At 61.8% G+C, this 16,040-nt stretch carries 13 protein-coding genes; 7 read left to right on the forward strand and 6 right to left on the reverse strand.

Features of this window, described 5'->3' with window-relative positions; all coding sequences use genetic code 11:
• Positions 1-498 precede the first annotated feature (498 nt).
• The gene (locus tag VT84_RS41715) at positions 499-621 is read left to right on the forward strand and encodes a hypothetical protein (RefSeq protein WP_255359495.1); all 123 of its coding nucleotides are present in this window, start codon (positions 499-501) and stop codon (positions 619-621) included.
• 34 nt (positions 622-655) lie between these two features.
• On the opposite strand, the gene VT84_RS19670 is transcribed toward VT84_RS41715, so the two are convergent.
• Both VT84_RS19670 and VT84_RS19675 read right to left on the reverse strand, forming a co-directional pair.
• Positions 656-1,744 carry a carbohydrate-binding family 9-like protein gene (locus VT84_RS19670; protein ID WP_052554802.1) on the reverse strand — a complete coding sequence of 363 codons (1,089 nt, stop codon included), beginning with the start codon at positions 1,742-1,744 and terminating at the stop codon, positions 656-658.
• A gap of 42 nt (positions 1,745-1,786) precedes the next feature.
• Positions 1,787-2,800: a PAC2 family protein gene (locus VT84_RS19675; protein ID WP_052554804.1), complete on the reverse strand. Its 1,014-nt coding sequence runs from the start codon at positions 2,798-2,800 to the stop codon at positions 1,787-1,789.
• A gap of 204 nt (positions 2,801-3,004) precedes the next feature.
• Between VT84_RS19675 and VT84_RS19680 the strand changes: the two genes are divergently transcribed.
• From VT84_RS19680 to trpC, 4 genes are all read left to right on the forward strand, one after another.
• Complete coding sequence (locus tag VT84_RS19680; RefSeq protein WP_082840710.1) at positions 3,005-6,361, forward strand: hypothetical protein; 3,357 nt, start codon at positions 3,005-3,007, stop codon at positions 6,359-6,361.
• A gap of 89 nt (positions 6,362-6,450) precedes the next feature.
• A complete protein-coding gene (locus VT84_RS19685; RefSeq protein WP_082840711.1) occupies positions 6,451-7,893 on the forward strand; it encodes a serine/threonine protein kinase in 1,443 nt (480 codons plus the stop codon).
• 9 nt (positions 7,894-7,902) lie between these two features.
• Positions 7,903-8,724 carry a sugar phosphate isomerase/epimerase family protein gene (locus VT84_RS19690; RefSeq protein WP_052554810.1) on the forward strand — a complete coding sequence of 274 codons (822 nt, stop codon included), beginning with the start codon at positions 7,903-7,905 and terminating at the stop codon, positions 8,722-8,724.
• Between the two features lie 151 nt (positions 8,725-8,875).
• Positions 8,876-9,658 (forward strand): indole-3-glycerol phosphate synthase TrpC, encoded by a 783-nt coding sequence (gene trpC, locus VT84_RS19695; protein WP_082840712.1) that lies wholly within the window; start codon positions 8,876-8,878, stop codon positions 9,656-9,658.
• A 45-nt stretch (positions 9,659-9,703) separates the two neighbouring features.
• Here trpC and VT84_RS19700 read toward each other — a convergent pair whose 3' ends face one another.
• Both VT84_RS19700 and dapF read right to left on the reverse strand, forming a co-directional pair.
• Positions 9,704-11,488 carry a glycosyltransferase family 87 protein gene (locus VT84_RS19700; protein WP_082840713.1) on the reverse strand — a complete coding sequence of 595 codons (1,785 nt, stop codon included), beginning with the start codon at positions 11,486-11,488 and terminating at the stop codon, positions 9,704-9,706.
• 38 nt (positions 11,489-11,526) lie between these two features.
• Entirely contained in the window at positions 11,527-12,387 is an 861-nt protein-coding gene (gene dapF / locus VT84_RS19705) for a diaminopimelate epimerase (protein WP_052554816.1), read from the reverse strand.
• Positions 12,388-12,497: 110 nt separating this feature from the next.
• On the opposite strand from dapF, the gene VT84_RS19710 reads away from it, so the two are divergent.
• Positions 12,498-12,809, forward strand: coding sequence for a hypothetical protein (locus VT84_RS19710; RefSeq protein WP_082840714.1), 312 nt, complete (start codon positions 12,498-12,500; stop codon positions 12,807-12,809).
• Between the two features lie 39 nt (positions 12,810-12,848).
• On the opposite strand, the gene VT84_RS19715 is transcribed toward VT84_RS19710, so the two are convergent.
• Positions 12,849-13,976: an RluA family pseudouridine synthase gene (locus VT84_RS19715; protein WP_052554820.1), complete on the reverse strand. Its 1,128-nt coding sequence runs from the start codon at positions 13,974-13,976 to the stop codon at positions 12,849-12,851.
• 213 nt (positions 13,977-14,189) lie between these two features.
• Between VT84_RS19715 and VT84_RS19720 the strand changes: the two genes are divergently transcribed.
• Positions 14,190-14,891 (forward strand): hypothetical protein, encoded by a 702-nt coding sequence (locus VT84_RS19720; RefSeq protein WP_082840715.1) that lies wholly within the window; start codon positions 14,190-14,192, stop codon positions 14,889-14,891.
• Between the two features lie 122 nt (positions 14,892-15,013).
• Here VT84_RS19720 and VT84_RS19725 read toward each other — a convergent pair whose 3' ends face one another.
• Positions 15,014-16,000 carry a DUF1559 domain-containing protein gene (locus tag VT84_RS19725; protein WP_052554824.1) on the reverse strand — a complete coding sequence of 329 codons (987 nt, stop codon included), beginning with the start codon at positions 15,998-16,000 and terminating at the stop codon, positions 15,014-15,016.
• Positions 16,001-16,040: the final 40 nt, after the last annotated feature.

The following is a 16,040-nucleotide window of genomic DNA, read 5'->3' on the forward strand; positions in this document are numbered from 1 at the left end:
TCAAAGCCCTCGGAAACAAGCTCATCCAGTCACGTTTGCCGGTCTAGTTTTTAGGATATCGCGCTCCGCCGTCAGGCGCTTGACCTCGGCCTCGAGTCGGCGGTTCTCTTCTTCGACGGGTGAGGTGGCCGGATCCGGGGAAGGCGCCGGCCCCATCCTTGGCAATGGCCTTCTTCCACGTGTGGAGCAGGTTCTCGCCGACACCACGTCGCCGCACGACCTCGGCGACGAGAGCTTCCGGTGATCATCTTCACGGCCGCCAACTTGAACTCGGCCGTGTACGTCTTGCGCTTACCAGCCATTGGTGCGCCTCCTCTGATACCGAATCCTGTTGATCAGTATCCATAGGCCGTCTCGGAAGTTATTTGCGTTAAACGACTTCCAAGGTTGCTGATGCGCCACGATTCAACGCGATTTGGTATGATTCAGAGAATACACCGCTTTCTCGCTGTCTACCAACCGCTGGGAGTTTCAAACAGCCCCCATCAGAACTTTCAGATGTTCCGAGAGGCCATCGATGGGCGCCGGGCCGACCTGCCGACCAAGCACCAACATAAACGCGCGACACTCATGACCCACAACTTCCAGACCTGGAACGATGTGTCACTCTTGAACGCGTAAAGCATACAAGCGAAGTCCACGATCCCAGGGAAAGTCACTCTTTGCGAATGCGTGCGTCGTGCGTGATGGTGTAAACCGGCTTGGGCGGGTTGCCCTCGCGCCCCATCCACGACACCTCGAAACCGGTTCGAGTCACCTGTGCTTGTACGCTGCCCGGAAAGTCTTTGAAGCCGAGATCTGCAATGACAGAAGTGTATTTGCCGTTCTTCTTGTGGTACTCGCGCTGCGAGTAGTAGCAGCGATGGAGCGTATCGCGGATGTCCCAATCCGCATCGGGCTTGAACTTCGCTTCGCCCGGCTTGGCCGTGCTGAACTGGAGGTACCCCCAGCGTTCGGGCCGGTGCATGTCGATCAGCCCTTGCGGGGACCATACCCAGTTGTGTTCGGGTTTGCCTTTGATTTTCTGCGTTTTGCCCCCAACGAGTTCCGTGTCCCATTCGACGCGCGAGAAGTTGATGCGCCACTGGTCGCTGTCCTTTGGCGGCATCGGGCGCCCGCTGAGTTCCTTTAAGCCCTTCCAGGGCCACTTGATTTCGACCGTCCAGCCAGTGTCCTTGTCGCGCGGATCGTTGATCGTGCCGTTCACCTTCACGGCCGTTTGTAGACCGGTAATTTCCCAGGCGTTTATGGCATTTCCACCGTCCTTGTAGGGCTTCGTAAGCAGCAGATCCCAGGTCGTGTTCAGCGCGTTCAGTTCGAGTTCGCCGTAAAGGTGGTTGTCGCCATCGGGATCGAGAAAGACCTCGAAATCGTTGTCGGCGAAGATGACCGAATCGTGCTCCTTGAGCGTGGCCCAGACGTCCGGTTCTTCGAGTTCCGCGGCGATGTGCAGCGCCTCGTCGTCCCAGAGCATCTTCACCCGCGTGCGGAACCGCGGTTTGGGTCGCTTGTCGCCCTCAATGTCCGCGAACGGGTCGCTCCACGGGACCGCATCCCAGGCCACGTCCTTGAGATCGCCGTCGATGACAACTGGCTTTGTTGCTCGGTAGCAAACGTAGCCCTTGGGGTGCGGGAATGGGCTGAGCATGTCGGGTTCGGCCGGCGCTGCGCCGGTGGCGTTGGGCACCAGCGCGAGCGCAATAACGGAGCCGACCGCAATAAAGGCTGCGAGCGAGCGAAGCATAGCAAGAGTCCCGTGCGAGGAGGACGGTTCTTGCCTTCAGATTTAGTCGGAGTGCTTGAACAAGTCGAGGAACCGGTCTTCGTAGCGCTTGAACAGCCCGAGCCGGTCGAGTTCGCGTTTCAGCTCGAACGCCTTGGTGCGGTCAGTAGCGGCGCGCGCGAACAGCTCCTCGATTCGCTGCACGGCCGTCTGCGAGACGGGTTCGTCCGGCCCGTCGTACCGGTACCCGATCCCCTCCTGCTGCGAGGAGCTACTTTCGCTCTCGGACTCTTCTTCATCACTGGAAAACTCTTCGCCCTCATCGTCGCCCGCGCCCTCTTCGGCTTCCTCGTTCGGGCTCTCGTATTGGTCCTCGACACGAGCAAGCAGTTCGCCCAACTGCTCCTCCACGGCGTGCGCCTGTTCCGCGAGTTCGTCGAGATCCAGTTCGACGCCGGTCATCACGGTGAACGCTTCGAGGATCGCGAGCGACGCCTTCGGGAACGGAACCTGTGCGAAGACTTGCGGCATTTCGCCGAGGAAGCAGCTCCCGCGCAGCCCGCTCGCGGCAGCGGCTCCCAGAAGTACCCCGTTCAGCCCCCCGATGTGGCCTTCTTCGAGAATGGTCACATCGAGCCGCCGCAGTTCCGCCACGCCGTCCGTATCGGTCGCGGCGCCGAACACGCGCGAGGGGTGCTCGGGCCGCATCTCCGTTGCCATCGCTGCGAACGTAATTACCCGCTCGACCCCGAGTTCGCGTGCGTAATCGATCACCTGTCGGCAGAACGGGAACTTGCCCACCGGCGGCTGCGCTTCGCCCAGAAAAACGACGAGATCGTGCCGCTTGTTCGGGTCGATCCAGACGAAGAACCGGTTCCGTGGGCGGCGCGCTGGTTGGATTATGCCGTCCTTGACTTCCACCTGGGCCACGTCGAACAGTTCCCCGGCCTCGAACTCGGCCACGGCGGTCATGCCGAGTTTGGCGAGCAGATAAACGCCCGCGTTCAGGGCCACGTGCCCCATCCCGGGCCACACGGCCACGAACCACGGGTGCGTCAACTTCGGGATCTCGGGCATGGTGAGCCGCTCCGGTATCGGCCGAACGTAAATCGCGTCCGCCTATGGGGAATCATACGCCCCCCGGCCACTGGCGCGTGACTCCTCGGTGTTTGACGGCCGCGAGCGGTCCCGGGCGCCCGAACTTCGGGTGCAGAGGCTTGACCGGCGCCCGGGTTCTCGGATGATCGTGATAGGTACACCTGATAATCGCAGGAGCCGGCGTTGTCGCACGATTCGAGCCTCGAACCGATCCTCCGCGCCGTTGAACCGGCCTTGCGGCTCGTGTCCGAACGGCACTTGCGCCAGGTACTGAACTACCTGGCCGATCGCGGACACGCGCTACCCTCGCGCTCCGATCTGCCGTACTGGTTCAGCCGGGCCGAGCTTGTTGCTGCTGACGTGCTCCCGCGTGCGGTCGCGGAGGGGCCAGAAACGCGGCTGCTCCTCGTGACCGACCCGAACGACCGACTGATCGAGAAAAAGCCCCAGGCAGAACAGTTGCGCGCGTATTGGCGCGTGCTGTTCCGCGCAGCCATAATGAGGGCCGTCGACGATCAACTCACGTCTGGGAAACTCACTCCAGAAGCGTGTTTCGCGCGTCTGAACGCCTTTGGCCCGAGCGCAGCGCGCGAAATCCGCTACGTTTTGGAATGCGAACACCTTGCGGACCCCCAAGCAAGCGACGCGGACCGCTACCGCGTATTCGCGGCCGTGTATCTCGATTTCGATCACTTCACGACCCACGCAGCGGAGGAATATTTCCCCGCCCTGCCCCACGGTCACAGCGTTCGAGACATCCTCTCGGACGGGATTGCGATCCCGGATCTCGTAACGCGGTCACGACCCGAGGGCGCGGAGAACCCGGAACGCGATCCGTCCCCGGACGACCGCTGGTGTGCGCCTTGTTCACCGCGAGCAGCCGCAAGTGCGAGTTCTCCAGGCGACACGAGCGGGCGGCTCCAAAAGGCACTCGAAGCTGAACAGAAAGGGAACCTCGTTCGCGCGGCGATACTCCGCACACAGGCGGCCGAGATCGGTCGCGGGGAGGACTGCGAGCGGGCTGTGGCGGCAGCCATCGCTGCCCTCGGACAGTTGGTGGACCGGCTCGGTGACGTGTTGGAGTGGGACAACGAAACGCGCCAAGAGTGGCGCCAGGCACTCGGTCCGCTACTCCCCCTCGCGGCAACGGGCATCTGGCCCCGCGCTGCGCGCTGTCTGTACGAACTCCAGCGCATCCCGGCAGACCTCGCGCGCGAAGTCTATGCCGTGGACCTGCCCGAGTACATTCGCACGCTCGGTCGGCGCCCGGTGCGCCGACACCTCCCACACGCGCGCCCGGTCATGTTGCTGATGGCGCTCAATAAGGCGCACAAGCAACTGCTCCGCGCAGGATTGGACGAACAGGAACAACTGCGTCTCGACCGGCTGATGCACCACGAGGTTCACCGGCGCGCGCACGCGATCCGGCACGAGTTCGAGCCGATCATCACCCACGCTCTCACGGACGCGGGAGTGGTGCCGACCAACCGGGTCGAAGAAGTCGCGCGCGACAAGCTCGTTGCAGAACTACTCGACCGCATCTGCGACCGCGGGTTCCTCCGGATCGGCGATCTGCGCGACGCGGTCGCGCGTAATCGGCTCAAACTCGCCGATCTCGCGGGGATCAAGGAATTCCTGACCGGCGACCCTTTGTTGCGCGCGGACCGGAACCTCGCATACGCACTCGACGGTGTTTACCGCCGGGGTGAGATCTACCTCCGAACGATCCAACGACTCAGCTCGATCTTCTTCGGCACTCCGTGGGGCCGGGTGCTCACGCTGTACCTGCTCCTGCCCTTCGGTGGCGCCTTCGGTGCGTTGATGTTCGCCGAGGAATTGCGGCACATCGGCGGGAAAGTAGTCGGATTAATCAGCAAATCGTTCGAGAAGCCGAAAACGTCGGTTGCGTCGAGCGCTCCTGGAAGCGGGTCGGGAGGAGCGCCACAATGGGAATGGGATTTCGACGAGGATACGCTGGAATTCTTTGAAGACGAGGTGCCTACTCCGGCCGATTTCGACGAAGACACACTGGAGTTCGTTGAGAAGGGTGTCGAAGCCCGTGTCGATCTTGTGACAAACGTGTTCACATCGTCTGCCCCGAAAGGCCACACGGTGTGGGAGTTCGATCCAGAAACGCTCGAATTCTATGAGGCAGAGCCGAGCCTGATTACGTGGCCGGCGATCCTGGTTTTGGGGATCTTCCTACTGTTGATCTTCCACGCACCTCCGTTCCGGCGCGTGGTCGTAACGGTTTTGGGGTTCGTGTGGCGAGCGATATGGGGATTGCTCTGGGGTCTGCCCCGCGCGGTTTGGCGGTCACCATCTTTGCGCGCGATTCGGCACAGTAGAACCACCCGGTTCCTGTACCGCCACTTTTTCAGCCCACTGCTTTTGAGCCTCATTTTGGTCGGAATCTTCATCATCCTCGGATTGGCCCCCCGGTATCTGCTGGGGTGGGGGTTGGCTTGGTTCACAGCGCTGACCGTTTTGTACAACTTGCCGTTCGGGTGGATGTTCCAGGACCAAGTTGCAGAGGCTCTGTCGGATTGGTGGCGCCTCGTCCGTTCCAATCTCGTGCCCGGCTTGATCGGCACTATCATCGATCTGTTCCGCACACTCGCGAACTGGGTGGAACGGCAACTTTATGCCGTGGACGAATGGATGCGGTTCCGCGGTGGCGATTCGCAAGGTTCACTCGCCCTTAAAGCCGTTCTCGGTCTGATTTGGTTCCCGATCGCCTACGTAACGCGATTCGCGTTCTACCTGCTGCTGGAACCGCAAGTAAACCCGGTGAAACACTTCCCGGTCGTTACAGTCGGCCACAAGGTCGTGTGGCCGACACTGCCGGCACTGGCCGAGCAAATTGGGCTCGTGCCCGCCACTGTAATCATCAACGGGTGCCCCGGCGTGTTCGGGTTCGTCGCGTGGGAGTTAAAGGAGAACTGGCGGTTGTACCGCGCGAACCGGTCGCCCGATTTGAAACCGGTCATGCTCGGTTCACACGGAGAATCGATGCGCGGATTGTTGCGCCCGGGGTTCCACTCCGGGACGATTCCGAAACTGCAGCGCAAAACACGGCACGCACTCGACGCGAGCGACAAGGCCAAAGTTGCCCGCTTGCACCACGAACTGGAGCACGCGGCCGAGGGCGTTCACCGCTTCATTGAACGCGAACTCCTTCCCCTTCTGGCAGGCAATAAAGATTGGGCCGGAATCGCCGTCGAGGTGGGCGCGATTCGGTTCGGGTGCCAGCGCGCGGAAATCGAACTGCGAGCGCCCGCGCTGGGTCGCGATCCGTTCATTATCGCGTTTGAGAATATCGGCGGGACAATCGAAGCGAGCATCCCTCACATGGGTTGGGCCGACAAACTGACGGAAGCCCAGCGCGCGGTGTCCGCATTCGCTTTGCGGGGGCTGCTGGACATGGCCGCGGCCACGCGGTTCGATACTCGTGAGCGCACTATTGACGCGGGGCCGGAACAAGGTGCCGGGGTGCTCGCCCGTCGGGTGACCTGGACCGAATGGGTGGCCCGTTGGTAGCGACGTTCTTGCCTATTTTGACTTTTGAAGTCAGTTCCGCACGCTAGAATAACTTATACCTGCCTGCGCCGCTCATCCTGGGTCACCCGATGCCCTCCGATTCAATTGCCAGTTTTTTCAACGACGCAAAAGCAAACCGTGTGCTGTTCCCCGATCAGGTGGAGCAGATCATTCGCCAGCCCGACGCTCCCCAAACCGATCTTACCGCACTGTGTTCGTACTTGCTCGAAAAAGGCGTCCTTACTCAGTACCAAGCCGACGCGATCCGCGAGGGGCGCGGACAGGATTTGAGTTTCGCCAACTACCCCGTGGTCGACAAGATCGGCCCGTGCCCGGGGGGAACCGCGTACCGCGCCCTTCACCCGTCGCTCCGCACGCCGGTCGTCCTGCGGCGATTGAACACAAGCGCTTTCGGCAACAACACGTCCAATTCGGGTGTCATCAACCGCGCACGTACCTTCGGGATGCTCCCCCACGCCAACCTTCTCCCGCTCCTAGATGCCGGGGAATACCGTGGGGAAGCTTATGCGGTGATTGATCAGCCGACGGACGCGGCGGACCTCGGTTCGCTCCTAGTCGAAATTGGCGGGGCCATGCCGGGGTTCCTCGCGGCGGAATACGGCTGGGCCATCGCATCCGCGCTCCGCACGATTCACGAGCGCGGCGGGTGGCACGGTGAAGTTCGGCCCGGGTTAATAATCGTCGGCCCGCTCACCGCAAAAGCCTACCCCGACGGAACCACTAAGCGCCGACCCGCTCACAACGCGACCGCAAAACTGACCGAAACGGGCCTGATCCCGGCGCGTGTGCAGACCGCACGGGATTTGCCCGCCCCTGACGTTTTGGCGTACCTTCCCCCCGAAAGCGTGGGCGAAAACGGTTGCGACGCGCGCGGTGACATCTACGGTTTGGGAGCCTCACTTTACTTGATGCTCGCGGGTCGGGCACCGCACGCTGCCAACACCTCGAACGAACTCGCGACCAAGATCCGTTCCGCCGAAGCGGTTCCGCTGTCCAAATTGCGTCCCGACCTCCCATCCGAACTCGCCGCGCTCGTCATGCGGATGATTGCCAAACAGCCGCAGGACCGGCCCCAGACCGCTCAGGAAGTACAAGACGAACTGGCTCCGTTCTGTCGCGCGGGCATCCTTCCCCCGCCTCCAGCGGTCCCAATGGCCGTACCGGTGTCGTCAGTGACCACCGTACCGGTCGTCCGAGACGCCGCGCTGCCCGTGGCGGTGCCGGTCGCACCCCCGGAACCGGACGGGTGGGGAGTGAACCCTGACGCTTTTGCCGACGCCACGTCCGCAACCGATACACAACCAACGCGCCGAAAAGGGCTGTCCAAGAAGGATAAAACCCGCTCAAAATTGTTGATCGTGATCGGGCTGTGTATGCACCTGACGGCGTTCGGCCTGCTCGTGGCTTGGCTCGGCGGATACATCAACTTCGATTCAAGTCCGGCCCCAATCGAAAAGAAAGAGCCGGAAAAAGAGAAACCGAAAACGAAGCAGCCCCGCGAGAAATCCTGAAGCTAACGCATGATTCCCTGTATTTCGCAAGTAACAACGCTCCCCGGGTCGTTCGCGGACGACGTGGCGAACTACCCAGCCGGCGGATGCTCCGCTATCGAAGTGTGGCTCACGAAACTGGAAAAGCACCTCGACGCCGTCTCACCCGACGACACGCGCCGCGCCCTCACCGATCGCGGAATTACGCTCACCGCGGCCGCGTATCAGGGCGGTTTGCTCTTGTCCCAGGGCGAGCAGCGCAAGGCTCACTTCGAGCACTTCAAGCGCCGGCTCGCGCTCTGCCAGCAGTTCGCGATCCCCACCCTTCTTCTCGTCACGGATTTCGGCTCGGTTTCGATTGGTGCCGCTCCAGACGCCCAATCACTCAGTCGCGCACTCGTGTCACTCACTCAAGCAGCACAGTGGGCCGCCAGCTTCGACGTGCGGCTAGCACTCGAATTCCGAGGCGCGGACCCATTTTGCTCGTGCCTTGACACGGCACTCACGCTCGTGGAGCAGTGTGGCGAGCCGAACGTCGGCGTATGTTTGGACGTGTTCCACTACTATAAAGGTCCGAGCAAGCCCGAAGACCTGGACCGGCTGACCGCGCAGAACCTGTTTCACGTTCAGGTGTGTGACGTGGCCGGTGTGCCACGCGAACTCATGACGGACAGCGATCGCGTGATGCCGGGCGAGGGCGACTTCCGCCTCGAATCAATTGTGCAAAGGCTGAAAGCGATCGGGTACACGGGCGCCGTTTCGCTGGAACTGATGAACCCGGTCCTTTGGTCGCTGAAGGCCACACAAGTGACCGAACTCGGCATGACCTCTTTGCAGCGACTCCTGAAGTGAAGATCGATGGCAGACTGCCTTTCAAGTCCGCGCGATCCACTAACTCTGTCCGTATATTGATAGTCGATAAGCAGACCGCAGCGCGGAGCAAGGGTGGTACGACCCGCCAATGCTCCCCCTCAGAAAACCGACCCGAAATTGTAACGATCACATGCCAAGCATTCTCGACCGGATCGTTGAAACGAAGCACCGCGAGATCGCGACTGCAAGTGCCGCAGTACCCGAGACCGAACTTGAGCGTCGCGCGGCCAACACAGCACCGACCCGTGGCTTCAAGAGTGCGCTCAGCCAACCGGGATCAGTTACCGTCATCGCGGAAGTGAAAAAAGCTTCGCCGTCCGCGGGCGTGATCCGTGCCGATTTCGACCCCGTTCGCATTGCCACCACTTACGCACAACACGGCGCGGCGGCGATCAGCGTGTTGACCGACCGCGACTACTTCCAGGGCCAATTACAGTACCTCACCGACGTCAAAGCCGCGGTCGCGTGCCCGGTGCTTCGTAAAGACTTCATTCTCGACCGCTACCAGCTCCTCGAAGCCCGTTGCGCCGGCGCGGACGCGGTGCTGCTCATCGCGGAGTGCTTGCCCGGAGCGCGGCTCGCGGAACTCCAAAAACAGGCGACCGCGTTGGGACTTCACACGCTTGTGGAATTGCACGACGCCGACCAGTTGTCGCGCGTGTTGGATGCGGGCGCTGAGATCATTGGGATCAACAACCGCGACCTGCGGACATTTCAAACGCGCTTGGAACACACGCTGGATTTGCTGCCGAAGATCCCTGCTGACCGCATCGTTGTGAGCGAGAGTGGTATCAAGACACACGCGGACCTTGCACGCCTCGGTTCGGCCGGCGCGCGGGCGGTACTCGTGGGCGAATCACTCATGCGGGCCGAGGACATCGGAGCAGCACTCAATACCCTTCGCGGGAAGTAAGCGTTCTTACGGTTTCCGTAACGGACATCGGCCGACCGGTCCGGATCAGGTCGGCGCTTTGCTGGGAGGGCGTGCGGTCGAGAGTGCCCCCTCCCCGTCTCGTCGCTCGTCACCGCGCAGCACACGCCAAGCACACCACACCCACAGCGCGAGTAACAGGAACGTGTCGAGGGGGTACTTCACTCCCGTATCGGCTTTCAGTCGCGGCGTGGCCCCGCCACCCGGTTCCGTTGACGGGGTGGCGAAATAACCGAACCCCAGAGTCGCCTCCACTGCCATTCCACTAAGAGTGTTTTCCAGCAAGAAAAGCAGCACCAAGATTGTGAACGGAAACGAGTTCACGTAACCGAGCATCCGCGCGCCAAAAGGTTTTGGCGCGATTGGAGGTGTAGCTAATTCGCGTTCACTTGGAATTTTCGGCTCGAGCTCTCGTGGAGCCAACTCGAACGTCCCCGTCCGTAAGAACCGGCGCGGTTCGGCAAGTATCACCGCCACAGCAACGGCCGCGAGGAGCACGTCGTAATACATGAACCGGTAACACGTGAGGTACGCGCCGAGGAAGAGTAACCCGGCACTCAACCCCGTCGCGCGAGTCCGGTCACCTCGCAACAGGTAGATCAGCGTGGTCCCACCGAAAACTACGGCCCATAATCCCCATGCCAGCCCGTTCGCGAGTTGAGTTTCGCGCTCTTTTTCTGGTTTGCCAAAGTCGTGAAGGATACGGCGGGGAATACCGTGCAAGTCACGACTCAGGTGAATCCAGTTGTCGTTCACTTTGTAAAGGTCGGCCGCTGAGCGCCCGACTTCCAGCCAGTTGAACCAGCTCTCTAACCCGACCAAAGGAAGTGTCAGAGCGCCGAAGGCCGCTCCCGTCAGAACCATTGCGACACAGAAACGCCAGTTCCGCATCAAGAGCGGCACCAAAAAGAACGCCATTCCCCAAACGGGCTTGAACGCGAACAGCCCCCACACCATCCCACCAGCCACGGGGTACCCGCGGCTCGCGAATACCCACCCCCAAATGAGGATGCACAACGACAGGGCCGGGTTCTGACCGAGGTCCAGCGCGCCGCGCGTGCCCGGAAAATACAGGATGCACAGCGTCGCGATCGACCACCAGACCCGTCCCCGCGTGAGCAACTTAACCCCGAACCCACTCGCCAGAATCACGAACAGGCTGAGTACCTGAAACGTGCGGTATGCGTACTGGGGGTTATCGATGAAACCGAACGGGGCATAGAACAGCGCGTGAACGGGCGGGTACAATGGCCCACCAATGGAAGGCTTGTTCACCGACTCAGCAACTTGAGGGGAAACTGAATCGGCCGCGTGTTTCTCCAGTGCCGCCGCAACAAACGGGTTGCCCGTGAGCGGTTGGGCGAGTTGGGCGGCAGCGGCCCCGCCCACAGTTTTCCAATCCTGAACGGGGTCGTTCTCGTTCCCCATGAACCAACCCATCAGGTTGTCGGCGTCGTGGGCGACCGTGTCGCTCGGGCGCCCGAACACGGGTCCGTTGCGCTGGACCTGCGATTCGAACTCGTCCCGAAACCCGTCTCGGAGCACGCTCCACTGCCGCTGTCGGTGATAGAGCGCGCGCCCGTTACCCGTCACCAGCATACGCCCCATGAGCCACTGGCCACCGAAGTCGATCTGCGCGTGCCCGCCGTTCCCGTCGGCGCGCTGGCGCTCGGGCGGGGCGCCCGGCGTGTTTCCGAGCCACTGAAACGCGCGGTACAGGAACACCGCGCTCGTGACGAGAACAACGATCCAAAGAATCGCGGCCAAACTCCACGGCGCACCAACCCAGGCCCACAATCGGGTCGGGATCACGTAACCGTGTTCGGGCGCGGAGGGGGATGAGGGAGAAGTCACGCGGTCGGCCACTCACCGGTGAACACTTCAGTGGCGGGACCGGTCATGTACACACAGTTATCAGTTTCGGACCATTCCAGTTCGAGATCCCCGCCCGGCAGGTGCGCGAGGAGTTTGCGCCCCGTGCGCCCGGTCAGCACGCCGGCCACACACACCGCACACGCCCCGGTGCCACACGCGAGCGTGATCCCGCTTCCGCGCTCCCACGTCCGCATGGTGACTTCGGAGGGCGAATGGACCTTCACGAAGTGCGCGTTGATGCGCCGAGGGAACACCGCATGGTTCTCGATCTTCGGTCCGACGGCCGCCACGAGATCCCGTTCACCGACGTGCAACCACTCGTCGTCAATGTACGCGACCGCGTGCGGGTTCCCCATCGACACGCAAGTCACTTCGAGCCGCTCCTTCGGGTGATCGAACGCGATCGGCACGCTTACGGGCGGGTCGCCGGGCAACGTGGTCGGAATCTTCGCAGATTCGAGGATCGGCTCCCCCATATTTACGCGCACGCGAGCAACTTTGCCGGCCTTCACTTCGAGATCGACGGTCAAGACGCCGCGCCCGGTCTCGATCGCGAGCCGGGGCTTCGTCGCGATGCCGTGGTCGTGTACGAACTTCGACACGCACCGCAGCCCGTTACCACACATCTCGGATTCGGAACCGTCCGCGTTGAACATCCGCATCCGGGCGTCCGCGCGCTCACTGGGGCAGATCAAAATAAGTCCGTCCGAACCGATACCGAAGTGCCGGTCACTGACCGCGCGGCTCAGAGCCGCGGGGTCGGCGGGCGGTTTCTGACGCACGCAATCGACGTAGACGTAGTCGTTGCCGATGCCGTGCATCTTCGTGAATTGCATACCGGTACTCCGATGTATTCCCCAATTGTAAGGCGGCGGGGCGCGCTGAACAGCCTCTCTTCACTACCCGACCTACCAAGAATCTCGGGCGCGCGACGATAATACCCGTTATGGAAAACGTGAAGGCCCCGACGCGAACCATTCGGCTCGTCCGCCCACCCAATGCGGACGGCGTAGGCGTCTTCTGCCTCGACATCGACGGGAAGTGCCAGTTCTACACGTTCCTCGAAATCCGGTGCGAGATCGGTGGGCGCGGGTTCGCGGTCCACCGACTCGGTCAGGGAGAGTTGTACCACGTCCGCGTGGGGGCACCTGAAAACACGTCTTGTGAATGCCTGGGGTTTTTAAGGTGGGGCCGCTGTAAACACATCGCGGGACTCGCAGCGCTCATCAGAAAGGGTGAGTTACCGACTCGTTTGTAGTACCCGCGTCCCGAGCACGGTAGACCGCACCACCTTCGCTCACTGCCCGGCGCGCAGTTTCACCAGCAGGTCCCCGAAGTCTCGCGGCGGCGCCACTTCCCAAGATACATTCTCGCCCGTATCTGGGTGCGTGAACCCCAAACGGGTCGCGTGCAGCATCGGGCGCTTCGCGCCACTCTCGTCTGGGCGCGGTTTCCCGTTGATCGGCCGATCGTAGACCGTTTCCCCGCACAACGGCGCGCCGGCTTCACCCAAGTGAATGCGCACCTGGTGCGTGCGCCCCGTTTCCAACCGGCACCCCACGAGAGCGAAATCGCCCCACGACTCCAACACCGATACGTGCGTGACAGCGCGCTTGCCGTCTTCCGCGATCAGGTCCGTTGTGCTCCCGCGCCGACCATCGCCGCGGTCGCGCACAAGCACCGACGCGATCCGCGCCGCCTTCGGCACCCCACGGGTCAGCGCGAGGTAGCGCCGGTCGGTCGTGTGCTTGCGGAACTGCTTCGTGAGGTTTTCGGCCGCGGCGCTGGTTCGGGCGAATACGACCAAGCCCGACGTGTCGCGGTCGAGCCGGTGGACCGCCGTCACCGGCCGATCGGGAGTACCTAACAAGACGGGGAGCATCCCGGCGAGCGTCTTCGTCAGGAACCGCTGACCGTGTTCACCGAACTCGTCGGCCTCGTCCTTGTGTCGCATCGTCGTCAACCCGACCGGCTTATTCACTACGACCACGGCATCATCAACGTAAACGATCGCGTCGAGTTCGAGTGAAGGAGCCAACGGGTGCGCGGGGGGAACTCGGTCCCGTCTGCGCTCGGGGGTTTTCGGCGCGGTCTTAGTGGTCTTGTGTGGCGCGGGGGCCTGTGAGCGTTTTTCCCCCGGCTTGCCCTTATTCCCAGTTACGATTCCCTTCTGTTGATCCGGCGTCTTGCCATCCTTGCCCCCGGGAGTCTTCTTCATCTCGACCGTACCCGTAGCAAGTTCCACGCGCTTACCGAGTTTCAGTCGCCGGGCGACGTCGGTCTCGACCTGGCCGCTCACTTTGACATGCCGCCCCTCGACGAGGCGCTTGGCCCGCGCCCACGGGATGCCGAACCGCAATTTGAGCACCGCGGCGAGCGTCTGCCCGGCCTCTCGGCGATCGACAACGAACTGAATCGGCGGCACGAAAGCACCTCGGCGTGGAGCAACAACGAAAACTGCGAACTAAACTCTTTTGTAGCAGCCCACAAGAAAGGAACCTGCAAACAACCGGAAACATCGGTTAGCGCGGGCCGAATTCTCGGTCGCGCGGAGCGTCAGTTCGCTTGACACTGTTTACCGTCCGGCCATAGCCTGAACACGGACCTTCTCGATCAATTCCGTCCCGCACGGTGCGATGTGCAACTGATCGCTCCCGACATCCTGGCCGAAGCCCGCGGGATGACCGGCGCAATGGCCGGGACCATTACCGTGCTCGGCTTCGCGCTGTGGCTGTTCGGTTGGCGCTGGCACCGGTTCTGGGTCGTGGCCGGAATCACCCTCGCTGCCGGGTTGATCGGCCTGAACGCGGGCCGGACCACCGGCGGAACGCAGGTGATGGCGATCGGGATTCTGGTCGCGGTTTCAGCGGGGTTGCTCGCTCTGGAATTAGCGAAAGTGCTCGCGTTTGTAGCCGGCGGGTGCGGGGCGTGGCTCGCGGTCCAGTGGGTGCTCCCACAAGCCCAGGAACTCTGGGCCGTGTTCCTTTGCGGCGGGTTGTTCGGGCTGCTTCTCTACCGTCTCTGGACCATGCTCCTCACGAGCCTCATGGGAGTGCTCCTCGCCGGACACGCGGGTACTCTGCTAATCGAACAGTTCTGGGGCATTAATGCCGGCGATTGGGTGACACAAAATGTCGCGGCCCTGAACGGCGTGGTAGTCGGGTTCGTTGTGCTCGGCGTCCTGATCCAAGCGGTCTCGACGCGCGATCCCGAACAGGCAACGGAGTTGGATAAAGAGGACGAAGAGAGCACCGAAGACGAACCTCCACCGCACGTTCCGACCAAAACCGCAAAACCGGCATCCGGGTGGAAGCTCCTCAATTCACGAAAACCCACCTGATCGGGAATTGAGTCTGGTTTCAAATCGCGCCGTGTAAAAAATGAATCGGTTTCACCTCGAAGTAACGAAGGTGAAACCGACTCGCGCTACCTCAACTCGACATTCGCCCGGATTACCCGCACTTAGTCGAGGTTGGTTCCCCCTCCGTAGTCCCAGTCGTAAACGGCCCCGTACCAAGCGTACTGGCCAACCGACTGACGAACCCCGCGCACGCTCCCGTCGCTCATCGAGACCTGAAGTACCCCCAGGGCACTAAAACTCTGTGCCAAGTCGTACCGGCAATCGGCGGCCGCGGGCCGTGTTTGGAACGGGCCGATCGGGGGTTTGGTCCAATATTGATCGTTCGAGTAGTCGTAGGTGTACGGGTTGACGTAGAGCGTCATCGTGTAATACGGGTCCGGCGTATACGGCTCGCCCTTGGAGTAATAGTCCCCGAAGTTCCAAGCCTGCTGACGGATGTAGTTGTACTTCGTACCCGGATCCCAGTAATACGAGAACCGGGTTTGGCAGACCGTGTAACCCTCGGTGAACATCACCACATTCGAGGTGCCAATGTTGAACTTCGTGAGCGACTTCGAGGAAGACAGGGACGAACCGTTCGGGAGGTAGCTGACGGGACTGTTGTTCTTGGGGTCCGTGTCGATAGTCGGATCGTTCGGGGCGATGTACGTCTTCACCTTGCCCCCGGGCGCCTTCCACGCGACGTTAGCCGTGAACGATCCAAGGGTGTACTTCCCCTGCTGGTAAATGTTCCCGGTCCCGGAATACGAGCCGGACTTGAAGTGCGCGTCCTGTTCGACGTAGGGCAGCAAGCCGTAGAACACGTTCCCCACGTACCCGGCGCCGTAGGTGTAGTAGTAGGTTTGGGACGGGTCTTTCCCGGTGTACAGCGAGTCGCCATACGAGCTGGGTAGTTTCTTGTTCGCGCTCTCGTAGTTGTGCGCCGCGAGCGTCATTTGTTTCAGGTTGTTCTGCCCCTGAGTGCGAGCGGCAGCCTCTCGGACTTTCTGGACGGCGGGGAGCAACAATCCGATAAGGATCGCAATAATTGCGATCACCACCAACAACTCAATTAGTGTGAACCCGGCACGGGTCGATCTCCGACTCATGAGCGTCTCCCGAGTAGAGCCGCAAACGCGGTTATAAAGG

The sequence above is a fragment of the Gemmata sp. SH-PL17 genome (assembly GCF_001610855.1).
Lineage (GTDB): Bacteria > Planctomycetota > Planctomycetia > Gemmatales > Gemmataceae > Gemmata > Gemmata massiliana.

Excerpts from the sequence above, each read along its gene's own strand:
- VT84_RS41715 (WP_255359495.1), top strand. The coding sequence starts at position 499 with ATGTTCCGAGAGGCCATCGATGGGCGCCGGGCCGACCTGCCGACCAAG.
- VT84_RS19670 (WP_052554802.1), bottom strand. The coding sequence starts at position 1,744 with ATGCTTCGCTCGCTCGCAGCCTTTATTGCGGTCGGCTCCGTTATTGCG.
- VT84_RS19675 (WP_052554804.1), bottom strand. The coding sequence starts at position 2,800 with ATGCCCGAGATCCCGAAGTTGACGCACCCGTGGTTCGTGGCCGTGTGG.
- VT84_RS19685 (WP_082840711.1), top strand. The coding sequence starts at position 6,451 with ATGCCCTCCGATTCAATTGCCAGTTTTTTCAACGACGCAAAAGCAAAC.
- VT84_RS19690 (WP_052554810.1), top strand. The coding sequence starts at position 7,903 with ATGATTCCCTGTATTTCGCAAGTAACAACGCTCCCCGGGTCGTTCGCG.
- trpC (WP_082840712.1), top strand. The coding sequence starts at position 8,876 with ATGCCAAGCATTCTCGACCGGATCGTTGAAACGAAGCACCGCGAGATC.
- dapF (WP_052554816.1), bottom strand. The coding sequence starts at position 12,387 with ATGCAATTCACGAAGATGCACGGCATCGGCAACGACTACGTCTACGTC.
- VT84_RS19710 (WP_082840714.1), top strand. The coding sequence starts at position 12,498 with ATGGAAAACGTGAAGGCCCCGACGCGAACCATTCGGCTCGTCCGCCCA.
- VT84_RS19725 (WP_052554824.1), bottom strand. The coding sequence starts at position 16,000 with ATGAGTCGGAGATCGACCCGTGCCGGGTTCACACTAATTGAGTTGTTG.